8 protein-coding genes are annotated in these 17,533 nt (G+C 66.9%); all 8 read right to left on the bottom strand.

Annotation, left to right across the window (positions count from 1 at the left end; genetic code table 11):
• Window positions 1–74: 74 nt before the first annotated feature.
• Complete coding sequence (locus G6R19_RS09700; protein WP_163164351.1) at window positions 75–1,763, bottom strand: serine/threonine-protein kinase; 1,689 nt, start codon at window positions 1,761–1,763, stop codon at window positions 75–77.
• Entirely contained in the window at window positions 1,760–3,793 is a 2,034-nt protein-coding gene (locus G6R19_RS09695) for an FHA domain-containing protein (protein WP_163164350.1), read from the bottom strand. Before G6R19_RS09695 ends, G6R19_RS09700 begins: the two co-directional genes overlap by 4 nt.
• The gene (locus G6R19_RS09690; protein ID WP_163164349.1) at window positions 3,780–4,733 is read right to left on the bottom strand and encodes a protein phosphatase 2C domain-containing protein; all 954 of its coding nucleotides are present in this window, start codon (window positions 4,731–4,733) and stop codon (window positions 3,780–3,782) included. The genes G6R19_RS09695 and G6R19_RS09690 overlap by 14 nt, the downstream gene beginning before the upstream one ends.
• Window positions 4,730–6,007 carry an RDD family protein gene (locus G6R19_RS09685; protein ID WP_163164348.1) on the bottom strand — a complete coding sequence of 426 codons (1,278 nt, stop codon included), beginning with the start codon at window positions 6,005–6,007 and terminating at the stop codon, window positions 4,730–4,732. The genes G6R19_RS09690 and G6R19_RS09685 overlap by 4 nt, the downstream gene beginning before the upstream one ends.
• A gap of 295 nt (window positions 6,008–6,302) precedes the next feature.
• The gene (locus tag G6R19_RS09680; RefSeq protein ID WP_163164347.1) at window positions 6,303–8,900 is read right to left on the bottom strand and encodes a transglutaminase domain-containing protein; all 2,598 of its coding nucleotides are present in this window, start codon (window positions 8,898–8,900) and stop codon (window positions 6,303–6,305) included.
• A complete protein-coding gene (locus tag G6R19_RS09675; RefSeq protein ID WP_163164346.1) occupies window positions 8,897–10,228 on the bottom strand; it encodes a DUF58 domain-containing protein in 1,332 nt (443 codons plus the stop codon). Before G6R19_RS09675 ends, G6R19_RS09680 begins: the two co-directional genes overlap by 4 nt.
• Window positions 10,229–10,283: 55 nt before the next feature.
• The gene (locus G6R19_RS09670; protein WP_163164345.1) at window positions 10,284–11,255 is read right to left on the bottom strand and encodes a MoxR family ATPase; all 972 of its coding nucleotides are present in this window, start codon (window positions 11,253–11,255) and stop codon (window positions 10,284–10,286) included.
• A gap of 49 nt (window positions 11,256–11,304) precedes the next feature.
• Window positions 11,305–17,430: an Ig-like domain-containing protein gene (locus G6R19_RS09665; protein ID WP_163164344.1), complete on the bottom strand. Its 6,126-nt coding sequence runs from the start codon at window positions 17,428–17,430 to the stop codon at window positions 11,305–11,307.
• Window positions 17,431–17,533: the final 103 nt, after the last annotated feature.

Genomic DNA, 17,533 nt, shown 5'->3' with positions numbered 1-17,533 from the left:
TATCGTCGTCATGCTGCTGCTGGTTGTGCTGGTGCTGGTTCCCGCTTCTGCTGTTTGCCCGGACGGACCGCGGCTCATGTGCCGGTGCAGGCGATGGAGCCCGCTTCCAGCGGGGAGAAGGCTCCATCCGAGCGGACGATCATCACCTGCACGCAGGTCTCCCCCGACGGGTTGGTTTTCACGCGTACCGGAGGCTGCGCGATGGACTGGTATTCCCCGCCGCCGCCGATGGTGTAGACCCGCCATTTGTAGGTGTCGCCCTCTTTGGGCTGGGGGTTAACCCAGGTGAAGGAGGCGTCGCCGTCGCCGCCCACGGTCCCCGTCAGGCCTTCCACGTCCGGCACGGTGCCGTTGTCCAGGGCATCGGCGGGCTGCCTGCTGGCTTCCTGGCTTTGAACTGCCTTGGGTGCCTCCGGTGCGGCGTTGGCCATCACGATGCCCACCACCGCAGCGAGGGCCAGGAGGGTTCCACCGGCGGCAGCCAGCCAGAGGTTGCGCTTTCCGTGGTCCGCGCCGGGAGCCGGAGCCTCTGCCGGTTCCCCGGTGCTCGACGGGCGGTGGACGGTAGTGTCTGCAACGTCAGCGCCCTCCTGGGGACCGGCGTCGGGAGCCTTCCCGTGGGCGGCTGCCGTGGTGCTGCCCGAAGCACCGCGCAGGACTGTGGACTGCGCCCACTCCTGGGGCTGAAGTGAGGGAGCAAACGGAGCCACGGGTGCAAGGGCGGCGGGCGGGGTAAACCGCGACGGCGGGGCTTCCGCTGCCGGGGCTTCCGGCCGCGTTCGTGCCGGGAAAGTGGGGGCACTGCCCGTCCGTTCAGGATCGATGGCCGCGATGCTTCGGACGCGGGTTTCCTCGAAGCCGTCGTCCGGGTGGCTCTCCTCCTGGTGCGGCTCTTCAAGGACTTCGAAGGGCGTTACCGAGAGGTTAAGCTCAGCCTGGATGCGCTGCAGGGCCAGGGCGAAGGCGTGCGCGGACGAGTAGCGGGACTGCGGGGACTTCGCCATGGCCGTTGACAGGGCAAGTTCCAGCGATTCGGGGACGTCGGCCCGGCCCAGCTGCGGCACCGGGATGTTGCTGATCCGGTTGATCAGCTCCCGCTGGGAATTGTCCGCGCCCGGCATCACAAAGGGCGACCGGCCGGCCAGCAGGGTGTACAGCGTTGCGCCGAGGGCCCACACGTCCACCATGACGCCGTCCACGTTGCCGTCGGAGAACTGTTCCGGCGGGGACCAGGGGATGGACATCCCCGAATCGTCGTCGCTGTCACCGGCGAGGGTTCCGGAGATCCCAAAGTCGGTCAGGGCGGGACGGTTGTAGTCGGTCACCAGGATATTGGCGGGCTTGATGTCCCGGTGGGCGATGCCTGCGCGGTGGGCTGTTTCGACGGCGGATGCCACCTGGATGCCGACCGCCAGCACTTCGTCCACACTGAACCGCTGCCGCCGGTACCGCACGTCCAGGCTGGGCCGGGAGCAGTACTCCATCGCCAGGTAGGAATGCCCGGCGTCGGTCACCTCAGCTTCGAAGATGGTGACGATGTAGGGGTGGGAGGACAGCTGGGCCATCAGGTTGGCCTCGGACTCGAACCTGCGGCGGGCGCCCTCGGTCTTTAGGTCCGAGAGCAGCACTTTGACGGCCACCTTGCGCCGGGGCCTGTCCTGCTCGTAAAGGTAGACGTCGGAGAACCCGCCGGAACCGAGCAGGCTGATATACGTGAACCCCGGAATGTGGGGTGGCGGCGCAGGCGGCCGTTTGGAACTCAAGGAATCTCCTCAAAGCGCAGGGAGATGTTGTCTCCCAGTTCAGCGATATCACCGTCAAGCAGGATGGCCATCTCGTTCTGGGCCAGGCGGCGCGGGGCCTGGCCTTCGCGGACGAGGACGGTTCCATTGGTCGCCTTCAGGTCGCAGAGCATCACGTGCCAGCCCTCCAGCCGGACTTCGACGTGAGAGCGCGAAATGTCTCCGCCGGGGCTGGCGACCTGGACCAGCCGGGGCATCACCCCGCCCTGGACCCGGGAAACCGATGGCTGCCGGCCGATCACCAGCGACTGGTTAAGGTCCACCAGTTCTCCGGTGGAGATGCGCATCCGTCCCAGGCGGGGCCGGGCAACCTGGACGGCGTCCGGCAGCAGTGCAGCGCCGCAGGTGGCGCAGTGGGCGCTGGTCGGTGGATTCGCATGGTCCTGCGGGCAGACCCGGGCCAGGACCAGGGGTCCTGCAGCGGATGCGTCACTCACTGCTGCTGCAGGACGCGGGGACATTCCCGGCAGTTGGCTTTTTATGACCGTCTGCCCGTCGTGGTCTGTGTCGTAGTCACCGATCACGGCCTGCGGCGCCGGTTTCGCGGGGGCTCCCTCGCCGGCCGCAGGGACTGCTGCCAGCATCGGTGACAGGGCTGCCGGTGCTGGTGACAGGGCTGCTGGTACAGGTGACAGCGCTGTCGGTACAGGTGCTGCCGATGCGGGCAGGGGTGGCAGGGCTGCCGCCGGTGCCTGTTGGCTGTCCGTTCCGCCTGTCCGCCAGGGGACGGAATCGATGAGGCCGCCGGCAGCGGCCGGCGTGGAGGGTTTGCCGGATTCGCCGGCGGCAGGAACGTGCGGGGCAGCGGCCTCGGCTGCCGCCGGCACCTGGTCCATTCCCTCCTCCGGCGGGTTGCTTCCCTGCACGGAAGGCGCGGAGCCAGTGGCGTCTGCCGGTGGCTCCGCTTCCTCCACGATGTCAGCGTCGGGATCATCGCGCACTGCGGCGTCTTCAATAGTGCGTATAACGGTCCGCTCCCACAGGTGGTCGTAGGAGCTGGTCACGTCGCTGGCCGGGAGCGTGCCCTGATCGGAAGAGCTGCCCTCCGGCATTGCCGCGGCGTCCGATCCTGTGGCGCCGTGGGATGCTGCGCCGGCGGAACTTGTGGCGCCGTCGGATACTGCGCCGGCGGAACTTGTGGCGCCGTCGGATACTGCGCCGGCGGAACTTGTGGCGCCGTCGGATACTGCGCCGGCGGAACTTGTGACGCCGTCGGATACTGCGCCGGCGGATGCCGCCACGCCATCGGCTGCCCCGGATTCCTCGAAATCCTCGTCAATCACCGCGTAAACCGTCTCAGCCGAGGCGCCGTGCTCGGGTGCGGCGGTTAGCTCTGGAAGCTGTGCGGCTTCCCCTTGTTCCGCAGGTCCAGGCGCCGGCCGGGGCACCTGGTGAGTCCCGGCTTCCTGCTGAGGCTGGACTTCCTGCTCAGGCAGGACCGAAACGTCGTCGTCCAAGGCTTCAATGGCTACGGCTTCAACGGCTGCGGCACCGGTGGTGGCAGCGGCACCGTGAGTTCCGTGCTCTTCCGGAAGCAGCAGGGACTGCAGCAGCACCACGCCTTCGGTCAGCGGCAGCTCCGGGAGGCCGTCGTGCGCGGTGCCGCCGGCAGCCGGAATCGTCAGTTGGCACAGTCCGGGCAGGGCGAGGCGCCGTTCGGTCCAGGTGGTGACGTCCCGGCCGTTAAGCTCCACTACGCCGTCGGGCGACCGGACTGTCACGTCCAGGTCCCCGCGCAGGAACACGCGAAGGGGGCCGTTGAAGTCGAGGAGGCCGAACGAGGGGATGTTCGCGAGGGATCCCCCGTGACTGTTCGTCACTGCATGCAGTACCTCGTGCACCTCCGGTCGGGTTGCCAGCAGGTCCCAGAGTGCCGAAACCAGGGCGGGCGGGGTGTCCGGTCCCAGGAGGACGGCGGTGCGGGAGCGGATAATACCGAGCCAGCTCCCTGGAAGGTATCGGGTCCCGGGGATGTAACTAGTGGCTGCCATCGCCTGGGTCCCCGCTTTCGCTTGCAGGGGCGGCATCCGGCGCCGGCTGTGCAGATGGCGGGGCTGCTGGTGATTGGGCCGTCTGCTGGGACGGCTGCGACCGGGGCAGCGTCACTTCCTCCTCGGCTGCGTCCGGGCGCGGGGCTGTGGCGGCTGCACCGGCATCGTTCAGCACGTTTCGGGCGTCCACGACGATCGCGGTCACGTTGTCCCTGCCGCCGCTGCGGAGGGAGGCCTGGATCAGTTCATCCACGGCGTCCTGGGGATGGCCCACGGTGCTGAGGATCCGGAAGATATGCTCGTCCGTCAGCTCGCCGGTCAGCCCGTCGGAGCAGATGAGGATGCGGTCCCCCTCCTCCACCGGCAGAAGCCAGTAGTCCGCTTCCGTCTCGTCACCGGTACCCAGTGCCCGCGTCACCACATGCCGCCGCGGATGGACGGTGGCTTGCTCCGCGGTAATCTCCCCGGCGTCCACAAGCTCCTGGACCTCCGAGTGGTCCACGCTGATCTGTTCGAACCTTCCCTGGCTCAGGCGGTAAGTCCGGGAGTCCCCGATGTTCATGACCAGCCAGTAGGGCACGCCCATCTGCTCCACAATGACTGCACCGGCCAGGGTGGTGCCGGCCCGGGCGCCGGTGGCCTCGCGGATGGAGCTGTCCGCCCGGACCAGGTACTCCTGAAGGACGGCTGCCGTGACGCTCCGCTCGCCCGTGGCGAGCTGGGGAATCGCGGCGAGGGCGCGGACACACATTCCGCTGGCTATCTCGCCGGCTTCGTGGCCGCCCATCCCGTCCGCCACGGCGAACACAGGGTCAGAGGCGATGTAGGAATCCTCGTTCAGCTCGCGGCGGAGTCCCCGGTCCGTCCCGTAACCGACGCTCAGGCTTGGCCCCGCCCCCGGTTCGACGCTGGAGGGAACGCTTGCGGGTTGTTGGTTCATGCCTGTCCTAGGTAAAAAGTACGGTCTCCAAAGTGGACACTGGATCCCGGGGTAACAAATGCGGGGACTCCCGGCTGCAGTGGCGTGCGGTGGCCGTCGGGGGTGGTCACGGCGCTGCCGTTGGTCGAATTCCGGTCCGTCACCCAGATCCCGGCTCCGTCCGTCAGCAGATGGAGGTGGGTCTTGGAGATGGAGCGGCCGGGGTCGTCGACGGCGAGCAGCTGGGCCTGCTGCTCGCCCGCCTGGCCCACGGGGTTCCGGCCGACCAGCACGCTGCGGTCCAGCTGGAAGTCGCGGCCGTCGTCCAGCCGGATCCGAAGGACTGCGACCGGCGCAGGGGCGGCCGCTCCCGGGCGGACCTGGGTGCGGTCAACATCCTCGTCCGGATGGTGGAGCCGGGCCTGCGGTTCCGGAGCGTGAATTCCAGGGACCTGCTGCGGGGCCTGGGCCGGTGGGGTCTGGAACTGCGGGGCCTGGACCTGCGGAGCCTGGACCTGCGGGACACGGGCCTGCGGTGCCTGTGCCTGCTGTGCCTGGGGCGTTCCTGCAGGGCTGGACACCGGCACGTGCTGAACCGGGGTGTGGGCCGGCTGGGCATTAATCACCTTAGGCACGTTGGCACCGGCCACCGGCGATAAGACCTGCTGCACGGGCGGCAAATCCATGGGCGCGAAGCTGTAGGGTCCCTGGATTCCGCCGGTTGTGATCGGGTTCCGCCCGGCCTTGACGTCAAAGACCAGCGTCTTGGCTGCGGCATCGTGCCAGCCACGCAATGTGCCGTTTTTATCCCAGGTGTTGGAAATCACCACCAGCACGGCCCAGACCGCGCCCGCCAGCACCAGCGGGGCGAGGATCAGCAGGGCCGCCTCGAACCATGTGAAGACCACCACGAGGACCGCGGCGAGCAGCGCCAGGAGGATGCCTGCACCCGTGATCAAGCCACGCAGGAAAACGGCACCGGCACCGGGGGCGTAGCCGTCATTGTCGGCGCTGCGGATTCCCATGAGCAGGTTCCCCGGGGTTTTGCCCGTCCGGGCTTCCATGCCCATCACAGCCATCAGGTAGACAAAGGTGAGTCCCAGGCCAATGCTGCCGAACAGCACCAGGGACGCTGTGTCGTAGATGATGAACCCGCCGCTTCGGGTGCGCGTTATCCCGGCGAAGCCAAGGGCAAACGTCACCACCAGCACTGCCAGGGGCGGCAGCCAGTCAATGACGGCAGCGCCAAGCCGCTTGCCCGCCGCCGCCGGAACAAGCTGAAGATTCACTGCCATTCCCGTTCCTCCCCCTGGACCGGATCCCACCTGCACGATGGACCCGCCGGCGCTCCCCTGGCCCGTGCCCGCATTCACGGTGCACGGAGCCTGAAGCGCCCGGGGCCTTTCCACTACCGGGATAGTACCGGGAATCCCGGACGGGCGCGCGGCGGCAGGCGGTGCTTGCGGGTCCGCCACCGGCTCAGCCCTGCCGAGGCTGCGCGCTGCCCGGTTGGGCAGCGGCGCCCCGCAGGCAGTGCAAAAGGCGGCTCCGCCGCGGACCAGTTGCCGGCAGTGCGGGCAGCGCACGGTGTCACCTGTCACTGGTTCTGCGTCCCTGGATCCGGGATTCCTGGACCGGGGCTTCCGGTGTTGGAGATTCCGGTGACCCGGAGAGCGGAGCCGTGGTGTCCGGCGCCGGCACTTCGCCTGTGGCACTGCCGGAACGACGACTGCGGCCAGTTCCCTTGAGCAACGGCCGAACCGGCAGTGCCAGCCTCGTCCCGCGGAGGTTAAGGACATGCCGGGCGTCGGCGAGCAGTGAGCGGGGAGAGAACCTCGCCTGCTGCCGGCGCCAGAACCCCACGGTGGAGGTCATGTCCCTCAGCGAACCGTCAACAATGGTCCAGTATTCGCGGACCTCGTCCTCGCTGGGCTGGCCGGCGCCAAAGATCGATGCGTCGGCGCGCCGCGCGAGCATGGTGGTGGTACCGCCACTGGACGGGAATGCCTCGGCGAGCACGGCGGCGCTTTCGCGGCGCGTTGAACGGGTATCGACGGCGGCTCCCATGTCGGTGGCAAGGCTCACCACTTCATTCCAGCCTCCGCCAACCCGCTGCGCGGGGTCGCCGTCCCTGAAACGGGCCTTCCGTCGTCGTGATTTCATCAGGGCAATCAGCAATAGCGGCAAGGCGAGGATCGACAGCGGGATCAGGGCAATGCCCAGCACGCCCAGCAGGGCGCCCCAGAACAGCCAGGGGTTGTTCTTTTTCTGGTCCGCGTCCAGGGCATCGGGTGAGGAGTCCGGCGGCAGGTCAGCAGGTTCCTGCGGCGGTGGCGGCGGCTGCAGGACCTGGGGCTTGGGCTTGGACTTGTTCTCCGGGTCCGGCGGAATGGGGACGTTGTCCTTGGGCGGCGTGGGGTCGAAGCTGACCCAGCCCACGCGCTCAAACGCGACCTCTACCCAGGCGTGCACGTTCTTGCCGGTGATCTTGACCTCGCCCGCCCCGTTTTCGGGGCTGGTGGGATCAGGATAGAAGCCCATCACCACGCGGGACGGAATGCCCAGGTGGCGCAGCATCAGGGACATCGCCACGGCGTACTGTTCATCGTCGCCGAGCATCTGCTTTGCCGTCAGGAGGTTCCTGATCCGGGCCGAACCGTGGCCGGAGACGCTGGGCAGCTGGCCTTCACTGACCAGTCCGTTGCTGAAGGCGCCCGTCTTCTGGAAGTGGGCTTCGATCTGGCGGACGCTGTCAATGGCGGTGGGGGCATCTGCTGACAGGTCGTTGGCCTGCGATCCCACCACCGGCGGAACCTCGACGGCTTCCGGAAGGGACACCGGCGCGAAGTCGTACTGCGTCAGCTGCCCGTGTTCGAGCTTGACCGGATCGGACACCTGGACGCTGTACGTATCGCCCCGGGACAAGCCGTTGGTGGTGACGGCAGTATCGGTGCCGGAATTGAAGTAGAGGCCCTGGGCCGCCGCCGAACCGCTCCGGTCAAAACTGAGGCCGGTGGTTTTCCGGCCGCCGGGAACGAAGAAGCCCTGGTAGTCCTCGATGGTGATGCCGATGGAGTAGTCGTTGGTGGGAACCCCGGCGGAGGTGTCAGCGAGGGTGTTGATGGACTGGGTGTCCCCCACCTTGCTGAAGTTGCCGGAGCCGTTGGGGTCCATGGTGTAGTTGGTGCCGTTGAAGGCGTCCAGGGCGCCCAGCCTTACCCGGGCGTCGCGCGGAAGGCCCTTGACCACAAACAGGGTGTCATCCTTCTTGTCCTTGACGAACGTCCGGAAGCTTGCGAGGGGGGTGATGTAGTCCTTGGGATCGAACGGCGGGACCACAACGTTCCGGAGGACCTTCCGGTCTCCCCCGGCGGTCACCAGCGGGGCGGACAGCGCGGTGACGGCCACGCTGACGGCGATGACGCCTGCTGCCATACCCAGCCTGCGGATTTTGGCCCGCCGGACCGTGGCGGAATCCGCCTGCGGGTTGTTGACCGCGACTTTCCCGGACGTGTTTCTCCGCAGGGCATCCCGCCGGAACGTTGCCCACGCGATGCCCAGGACCGTGAGGCCAATCCCACGCTCGAGCGTGAGGAATGCTGCGTTCGTGCTGAAGGCGATGCCCGTCACGAAGAGGACCAGTACCGGGATCAGCGGGAGGTAGGGGGTCCTGGCCCGCCAGGTGAGGACGGCTGCCACGAGTCCGGTAACCAGGGAACCCAGGAACGGGACAATGAGGACACCACCCGCTGTTCCCACCGGGACGCCCACGGTCAGCATGTCCTTCCAGGCGAACACGATGCCCAAAAGCAGGGTTCGGAGCGAGTCCAGGGTGGGGACAAAGCCGGCGATGGCCGAGTCGGGCACCGCCAGCAACGTCCCGAAGACGAGGTAGGCGCCGAGGGCAAGGGCGGTGGTGATGAGCAGGCCAAGGCGCAGGTGCGCGTTGAGGACGCCGATGGCCAGGCCCAGGATGATGCCGCCGAATCCCGACAGGAGATAGTAAGGATCGCCGCCGAAGCTGAGTCCGAACCCGAGCAGGCCCAGCCCCAGGAGGGCGGTCAGGGCGCCGGCGTCGAGCAGGAAATGCCAGAGCGGCTGGCCGTCTGCAAAGGCTGATTCCGGCGCGTTGCGCGATGGCTGCCGCGCGGACGGGGTGCGTGGGCGCAGGCCTGGTGCCGGGGTCATGCTGCCGCCTTCCGCAGGACCATGCCGAGATCGTCGAGGTCGCCCAGGGTGAGCACTGTCAGGTCGGCGATGTTGGCCCTGCTGGATGCCGCGCCGGCCTCGACGCGGACGGCGAGGCTGCGGACCCCCGGCGGGACGGACGCGGCGGCGGACCGGAGCTGGGTGGCGGTGATGTTGCTGCCCACAACAAAGAAGACCACGGAGGCGTTGGGAACGGTGTCGGCCAGCGTCCTGGCGAGATCGACGGCGGTGCGGCGCATCGGTGCCCCGACGATCCTGGTCATGTCATCGAGCATGGTCCGGCCGGTTTCGCAGCGCAGCGGGCCTTTCTGGGTGAGGACGTCCAGCTCGCGCTGCTCGCGGATTGCCTGGCGTCCAATGGAGGCCGCCGCGGAAATGGCCATCTCGAACTCCGCCTCCGACGCGTATTCGTCAGTGTTGATGGACAGCGAGACGGCAAGGTGCGCGCGGCGGGTCTCTTCGAACTGGCGGACCATCAGCGTGTTGGTCCGTGCGGTTGTTTTCCAGTGGATGTGCCTCCTGTCATCGCCGGGGACATAGTCCCGCAGCGCGTGGAAGGACACATCGGCGCTGGAAAGTTCGGTGGTGGGCATGCCTTCCAGGTCCCGGATGAAACCGGCGGCGGAGCCGGCGAGGGCCACGGTGCGGGGGTGGACAAAGAGGTCTTCCGGTTCGGTCCACAGGACCTGCCGGCGCAGGAGGTGCAGTGGGTCCGCCCGCACCGAGCGCACGGGCCCGACGACGATCACGGCGCGGCGTGCGGTGGGAATGGTGAAGAGGTCCTCATGGACCTGCTGCGGCTTCATGCGGGGCAGGTGGAAGACGGCCGTGACGCCGCCCACCGGCAGCTCCACCGCTGCGGGCAGCAGCGGGCGGTTGGAGGTGTTGGTAACCGCGATGCTGCCCACGGCGCTGTCGCCCACGGCAACGCGGGTCCGGGCGAGGTCCAGGACCACGCCGTAGGTGGACCGGCCGAGGATGAATCCCACAGCGATGACGAACATCACAAAGGCTGCGACCGCTGCTGCTTTTGCTTCCTGCCATCCGTAGGCCTGCCCGGCTGTCCAGAGCAGGACGGCGGCGGCCAGGACTGAGCAGCCCAGAACACTGACCACCGAAAGTACAGGCCAGGCGTACTTCAGCCAGGCCGCGCGGACAGCACGCCAGGCCGGCGCCAGGGCGAGTCCTGCAGTTGTGCTGGCCTCGCCCCAGACGGACGAGGGGTGCAGGGCCTTGGGGTAGCCGTTCCTGGGGAAGGGGTGCTTGAGACGCGCCGCGAGCCGGGTCAACGGGGTGCCGCTGGACATATGTGTGCCTTCGTTGTTGCGCTGGGTTGGGTTGTGCCGGGTTGGGGCTGCGGCGTCAGGCGTTGGTTCGCTGCTGCGGAGCAGTGACGTCCGCCAGGATGCGGGTCAGGACGGCCTCTGCAGTGGCTCCGGAGAACTCGGCTTCCGGGTCCATCACAAAGCGGTGGGTCCACACCACCGGTGCAAGTTCCTTGACGTCGTCGGGAAGGACAAAGTTGCGTCCCTGGGCTGCTGCCCACACCTTTGCGGCCCGGACCATGGCCAGCGCGCCCCGCACCGAGACTCCGAGCCGGGTTTCCGGCGCGCTGCGGGTCTCTTCGCAGAGCCGGGAAATGTATTCGAGGACCGCTGTGTCCACGTGCGCCGTCGCGGCCAGGTCCGCCATATCCGCGATTGCCTGCGTGGTGATGACGGCCGAAAGCTCCTTGGACCGGTCCTTCAGGTTGGATCCGCCCAGGAGCCGGACGGTGGAGGCGTGGTCCGGGTAGCCGATGGAGGTCTTGATCAGGAAGCGGTCCAGCTGTGCTTCCGGCAAACGGTAGGTGCCTGCCTGTTCGATGGGGTTCTGCGTAGCCATCACCATAAACGGGCGGCCGGCGGAGTAGGTGACGCCGTCCACGGTGACCCGGGATTCCTCCATGACCTCCAGGAGTGCCGACTGGGTTTTGGGCGAAGCGCGGTTGATTTCGTCGGCCAGGACGATGTTGTTGAAGATCGGGCCCTTGTGGAACTCGAACTTCTGCGTCTTCTGGTCATAGATGGTCACGCCGGTGACGTCCGAGGGCAGCAGGTCCGGGGTGAACTGGATGCGGTTGTTGGAGCCCTGCACCGTGGCGGCCAGGGCCCGGGCGAGGGAGGTCTTGCCGGTGCCCGGCGCGTCCTCGAACAGGACGTGCCCCTCGGCAAGCATGGCGGTGAAGGTCAGCCGGATGACGTGTTCCTTGCCCAGCACAGCCTGGCTGACATTGGCAACAAGCTTCTCAAAGGTGCCTGCAAACCATTCGGCCTGCTCGGTGGTCATGGTCATGAAGTAAGTCCTTTTCAGTCTTGGTGGTGCTCGAAGTGGATCGGTATGCCTAGCGTTGCGGCATGCCTGCGGGCGGACCCTGGCCGTCCCGGTTGGTGGTGTCGTGCCGGACATAGTTACCGGCGGCAGGGCCGGTGGTCAGGTGGTACCAGATGCCCGAGGGGTTCTCGGACGTCTTGTACCAGACCACGTAGAAGTCAGATTGCGATGGCGTGTTCTCCGGCAGCCACTTGCCGCCGCCGACGCAGGACGACGGGTTGCCCGCCCGGAAGCTGTCGACGCCGTAACCGGGCTCGGTGCAGCTGCGCACCGGTGTTGCCGTGATGGTCCATGACGTGGGGACGGGGGGCGGTGGTTCTGCCCCGCTGCGGGAGGTATCGCTGCCAATGCGACCGGCCTGGCCGCCACTGACAGCGCGGACCTCAAGCTTGTGGGTCTCACTGAAGCCCACACTCTTGGAGAAGGAGCGCTGCTCGGTGTTTTGCCACGGTCCGTTGTCCAGGCTGTACTGGTACCCCGTTACGGCGCGGCCGTTGCCGTCCGGCTGGTTCCAGGTCCAGGACACCGTTTTGTCTCCAACGCCGCTGCTGTTGCTGCCGGTGACATTGGGAGCGAAGGCGAGGCCATATGGATTGACGGAGTTGGACGGAGCGCTTGCGTCACCTGCAGCAGAACTGCGGGAAGAAACCGCCCAGACCACAACCGCTGTATTCGTTCCATTTTGGGCGGGCACCACGCCTCCACCGGCAGGAATGCTGCCGGTTCCACCCCCTGACGTCAGGCTGTAGCGATAGGAAATTTCGTCGGCGGTGGAGCCGTTCCGCTGCGCATCCGTTAGTTGGGGGAAGCGCACATCGATCTTGCCGCCATTGCCGTTTGTTTCCACCAGTGATGCCGTGGGAGCGGCCACGGTTCCGGGCTTGCCTACGGCGCGGATGGCCGCCGACTGCGCGCTGGTCCCGCTGGTTCCGGCCTTGTTGGTGGCGGACACCGTGAAGGTGTAGTTGGCCTCGGAGTTGTCCACCGTGACGTTTTGCGAGGTGCCGGCGACCTGCTGGCTGGACACCACCGCGCCGCCGCGGAGGGTGGTGAGGGTGTAGGCCGAGACGGCGTCGCCGTTGTTGTTTGGCGCCGCCCAGGTGACCTTCAGCTGGCTTTGCGCTCCAAGGGAACCTGCCTGGGACGCCGTGGGGGCTCCAGGCGTTGCCGGCACGCCGGCCGGCACTTCGGCAGCCGAGTACGGGCTCCACTCGGAGGGCTCCTTGGCATCGTTGCGCGCCAGGACCCGGACTTTGTAGGAGACGCCGTTCTGCAGGCCCTTCCAGACGTAGCTGACAGCGGTCAGGTTCTGGATCTGGGCATTCTGGCCGGCCGGCGGCGGAGAGATCTCCAGGTCGTAGGACTTGACCGGTGATCCCTTGCTGGCCGGCGCGGTCCAGTTGACGGACAGTTCCTTGTCGCCGAACTTCAGCGACGGCGCAAGGGGGGTATCCGGCTTCACGTCCGGACGCACCTCTGCTGAGGCGGGTGAACGGTCGGATTCGCCGAACTCATTGGTGGCCGTCACCTGGAAGTGGTACTTGGTGTTGTTCACCAAGCCGTTGAGGGTGCAGGTGTTGGCCGGGCAGTCCTGCTGGAACCCGCCCTCGCCGTACACCGTGTACTTGGTAATGGGTGAGCCGCGGTCCGCCGGCGCCGTCCAGGTGAGAAGCGCCGTCTGGTCCCCCACGCTTTGCGCCTGCGCGGTGGCCGGGGCCTGCGGCTTATCCTTGACGGTGAGCCGGATGCGGGCCGTGGCCTGCCGGGACGGGTCTTCCGTTTTGTCGGCCACCGTGTAGGACACCACCATGGTTCCTGTGAAACCGGGTGCGGGGGTCACGGTCACCGAATCACCGTTCACCTCAACGTTGCCGCTGCCCGTTTCGGCGCCGGCCGCGATGATCTTCAGCGCGGTCTCCGGGAACGGGTTTGCGTCGTTGGCCAGGACGTTGACCGTCACGGGCTTGCCGGCCGCCGCATTGGGTTCCAGGTCGTCGTTGGCCACCGGCTTGGCCCGGTTCGAAGCGGTCACCGCCAGCTGGTACGTTGCGGTGGCTTCGAGGCCGCGCGGGTCCCTGGCCTTGACCTGGAGGGCAGCGGTGGTTCCGGTGCCGCTGGAATCGGCAGCCGAGACCTTCAGGTTTTTGCCGTCCACACTGGCGTTGAATCCGGCGGGCGAACCGCCCACCAGTTCGTACTTCATCTTCCCGACGTCGTCGCCGTCCGGGTCCGAGGTCAGCTTGCCCAGGTCAATGCTGGCGGAGTCGCCCTTGGGGACGTCCACGCTGGCGCCCAGCAGTTCCGGCGGGTTGTTTTTGTTGGGATCGGGCAGCACCTTGGTGCGGATGCTGAGCGTGGACTTCAGCCCGGCAGGATCATCCGGTCCGGTTCCGTCCGTCACCTCAAAGGTTAGTGAACCCGGGCCCACGTAGTCGGTGCCGGCCGTGTACTTCAGGCCCGTGCCGTCACCGGTCACCGGGTCACCGCCGCCCGCCCCGATGAGTTTGATCCGGTCAGCCTGGGTCAGTCGCGGAGAGCGGCCTTCCCGGACCTTGACCCATTCGTCGAGGTCAACGTCCACGGACTGGCCGGCGACAACCTCGATGACCTCGTCCTTGGCCAGGGTGGGAACCTGCTGGCCGAGGCCCGGTACCCAGATGACTGCCGTCGACTGCTGGCCGTCCACATCCTCGACTGTGTACGGAATGAGCTGTGGCTGCTCGGTGAGGTCCACGATCATGGTGCCTTCGGCGCCGGGCCGGGCAGTGGTGGCTTCGGTGCTGATCTTGAGGTTCTCGCCCACGCCGTCGGGGTCCTCATCGTTTTTCAGGACCGGGACGTCGACGGCGGTCCTCCCCATCGTCTGGGCTGATGTCACCCTGTCGTCCCTGGCGATGGGAGCCTTCAGGGGCACGTCGTTGTCCACCACAACACGGATGGTGGCCTGCGCGGAGGCATCCCTGTCGTCGGCGATGGAATAGCGGACGTTGACGGTTCCGGCTTCACCCGGCGCCAGCAGGATGATCCGGCCGCTGGCCTTGCTCACCGTGGCCTGAAGTGCCGGATCAGCTTCGATACCGTCAGTCAGGATGCGGATGAGGTCGCCGTCAGGGTCAGTGTCGTTTCCGGTGGCGTCGACGGCGATCTGCCGGCCGGGCCGGACCCGCACCTCGTCGTCGACGGGAGTTGGTTTCTGGTTGATCTCGCCGCGGGGCGCGATGCCGACAGTGACTGTTCCGGTATTAACGGCGCCTTGCCGGTCCACCACTTTGTACCGGAACGTGTCCGTGCCGGCACCGTCACCGGCGGCGGTGAAGTCGATGAAATTGCTGCCGACGGTCGCCGTGCCCATGGCCGGAGTGCTGTCGATCCCGGTCAGCTGCACCGAGTCGCCGTCGGGGTCAATACCGTCCAGCGGGACGGGAATCCGGACAGTGCCGGCGGCCACCACACGGGCAGTGAGGTTGCGCGGCTGGGGGCGCGAGTTCTCGGCGCCTTCCAGCGGCAGGATATGGATGGTCACGGCGGCGGCGCTCTTTTGGCCCTGCGGGTCCACTGCGTTGTAGATGGCCCGGACCGTCTTGGGCTGGCTGCCGGCAATAAAACGAAGGGTGTTCTCCGAGACGAAGCTTTTCCCGTCCGCCGGGTCCACACCCTGCGGCAGGACCGGGTCCACGGTCAGTTCCTGGCCCTGCGGATGGGTGTCGTTGTCCAGCACAGGGATGGTCACGACGTCGTTGACGCGGACGTTCACCTCGTCCGGCTTCGGCTGGGGTGCTTCCACCACGGCTGGCGCCGGAACCGGCACCACGGAGACGCTGCCGGTGGCCGACTTTTTTCCGTTGGACATCGTGTATTCGAAGAGAATCGGGTCCTTGGTTCCCAGGATGTCGGTGATGCGCAGGACGCTGTGGTTGATCACGCTGACGGACGCCGTCGAATTTTCCGGCAGCTTCACGGACTGCAGGACCAGCACACCGCCGGAAGGATCCGAGTCGTTCGCCAACGGATCCAGCAGCACGCTGCCGCCCGTGGGCATCAGCGCGACGTCGTGGACGGCAACCGGGTTGCCCGTATCGTCACCGGATTCCACGTCGACGCGGATCAGGCCCTGGCTGCTTTGCGGACCGTTGCTGGCGATATACGTGAGATAGACCGGACCGGGGGTGGTGCTGCGGAACGTAAAGGTGCCGCCGTCGGTGACAGGGCCCAGTTCCGCGGGGCCGTTGGCTTCCACCTGGGCAAGCCGGAGTGCACCTCCGTTGGGGTCCACGTCATTTTTCAGCGGCGCGATGACCAGGTCCTGGCCCACCACGGCGGTGACGTGGTCGGCGTTGACTACCGGTGCCAGTGCTCCGGGCGGCTGGACGTTGACCACGACTTTTCCGCTGACGGTGGCGCGGCCGTCCCAGATGGTGACTTCCACGTTCTTTTTCCCGGCTGTTGCGCCGGAGTCCTGGAAGGTGAGCAGGCCGTCGCGGCGGACCTTCACCTGGTCCTGCTCGTTGTCAGCCTTGGCATCGAGGAGGACCAGGTCATCGCCGTCGGGGTCGATCCAGTCCGTGAGGATGTTCTGGCTGACGGTTTTGCCCTGCTCCACGAGCATGGTGGTTGAGTCGCCGCGCTTAAACTGCGGCGGCTTGTTCTCCTCCGGAGCCATCACGCTGAGGGTCACCTGGCCGGCGGCGGAGAGGCCGCGGCCGTCCGAGGCGTTGTAGCTGAACGTCTCGGTCCCTGGCTTGGCATCGGCAGGTACCGAGACCTGGAAGGCAGTGCCGCCGTAGATGCTTTCCAGAGATCCGGTTTGGGGACCGGAGCCTGCTATGGCTGCGGTAAGGACGTCGCCGTCCGGGTCGGAATCGTTGTCCAGCACACTGAGGATGGTGGTTCGTCCGGGACGCACGCCGACGGCGTCGGGCTTGGTTTCCGGCGGACGGTTGGGCTTGGTGCGGTCCGGCAGGACGTTGATGGTGTTGTTGTCCGCCGATTCCTGGTCCTGCTCGTCGGACTCGTTCTTGGGCGGGACAACGTCGTCCCAGTTGTTAACCAACTGCATGTTCTGGTTGACCAGCCACACGTTGCCCGAGTTCACATCGTTCAGGACCACCAGGTCCCGGTTCACCCGGAAAACATACGACGGCGAAGCACTCGCCTTGGGCACGTCCACATTCTTGTCATCCGCGTCGTTCGTGCAATCACGGACGTACTTGTTGGCACCGGACCAGGCAGCATGGACACACCCGCCCAGCTGGACGGGCGCGGCCGGGACGCCTTCACCGTCGAACGCCACCGTTTTTGCCGTGCCGCCGTCGAGGGGCTGCTTCAGCAACGCCTTCTGCGTGGAAATCGCGACAAAATCACTGGTGGGACCGCCCTGCTGCAGTTTTGCCTCGCGGGCGTTATCCAGCTGCAGCCGCTTGCCGCCCGGCAGCAACAACTTCCCCGCGGCCGCGTCCAGGACAACCGGTTTGTCCCCCACCACGGTCAGCTGCAGGTCGCCCGCACCCTTTAGCTCCCCCCAGGTTTCGGACTCTGACGACGTGACTTCACCGTTTGCGTTAACACCGGTGACCGTCACCACCCCGGACTTCGGATCCGCCGAGTAGATCCGGTCATCCTCCCCCACAGCCGAAACCGTACCTTCGGAGCCCACCAGCACCGGCTCGGTGGCCTCCTCGTCAAAACCGTTGACCGTGGACGGCGACACCGCCCACACCTTGCCCGATGCCGCGTCCGTCACCGAAATTACCTCTGAGCCGAAACTGACATCGGCCGCCCCCGGCAACTGCTTGTCCCCACCCAGGCGCATATTCGCAGGCGACACCTGGTTCAACGTCGAACCGCTCTCGTCATCCACAAACACGTCCCCGGCATCCTGCAGGATGTCGAAGGTGGTGGACGCGGGTGTCACGGCACCGTCCAGGACCCGGGACGGGTAGTTCAGCCGGCCCACGGCATTCTTGGACTTGGAGACTACCCAGACGCCGCCGTCGTTCAACTCCACCTCGGTAGTCTTAAACCCCGGGTACAGGACCGCACCTGTCACCAGGACGGCAACGGCGGCACTGAAGGCAGTGCCGGTGACGACTTTTTTGTGGCGCCTCTTGAGACCCAGCTTCCCCAGCATCGTTGTCACAGCTTTTCTATTTCCCTGAAGTTTGTGGCGGCCCCCCGGCCGAACCGTCCAGCGACCCGGTACCGGGCTCCCTGTTCCCGCGCTAGCCTACCCAAGCGTGGCC

It is taken from the genome of Arthrobacter sp. Alg241-R88 (assembly GCF_900537115.1).
Lineage (GTDB): Bacteria > Actinomycetota > Actinomycetes > Actinomycetales > Micrococcaceae > Arthrobacter.
Note: the sequence above shows the minus strand (reverse complement) of the source record. Positions and strands in the feature narration are given on the sequence as shown.

What these genes read in the sequence shown, in the direction of transcription:
- G6R19_RS09695 (WP_163164350.1), bottom strand. Translation starts at nt 3,793, where the DNA reads ATGGCAGCCACTAGTTACATCCCCGGGACCCGATACCTTCCAGGGAGC.
- G6R19_RS09690 (WP_163164349.1), bottom strand. Translation starts at nt 4,733, where the DNA reads ATGAACCAACAACCCGCAAGCGTTCCCTCCAGCGTCGAACCGGGGGCG.
- G6R19_RS09685 (WP_163164348.1), bottom strand. Translation starts at nt 6,007, where the DNA reads ATGGCAGTGAATCTTCAGCTTGTTCCGGCGGCGGCGGGCAAGCGGCTT.
- G6R19_RS09680 (WP_163164347.1), bottom strand. Translation starts at nt 8,900, where the DNA reads ATGACCCCGGCACCAGGCCTGCGCCCACGCACCCCGTCCGCGCGGCAG.
- G6R19_RS09675 (WP_163164346.1), bottom strand. Translation starts at nt 10,228, where the DNA reads ATGTCCAGCGGCACCCCGTTGACCCGGCTCGCGGCGCGTCTCAAGCAC.
- G6R19_RS09670 (WP_163164345.1), bottom strand. Translation starts at nt 11,255, where the DNA reads ATGACCATGACCACCGAGCAGGCCGAATGGTTTGCAGGCACCTTTGAG.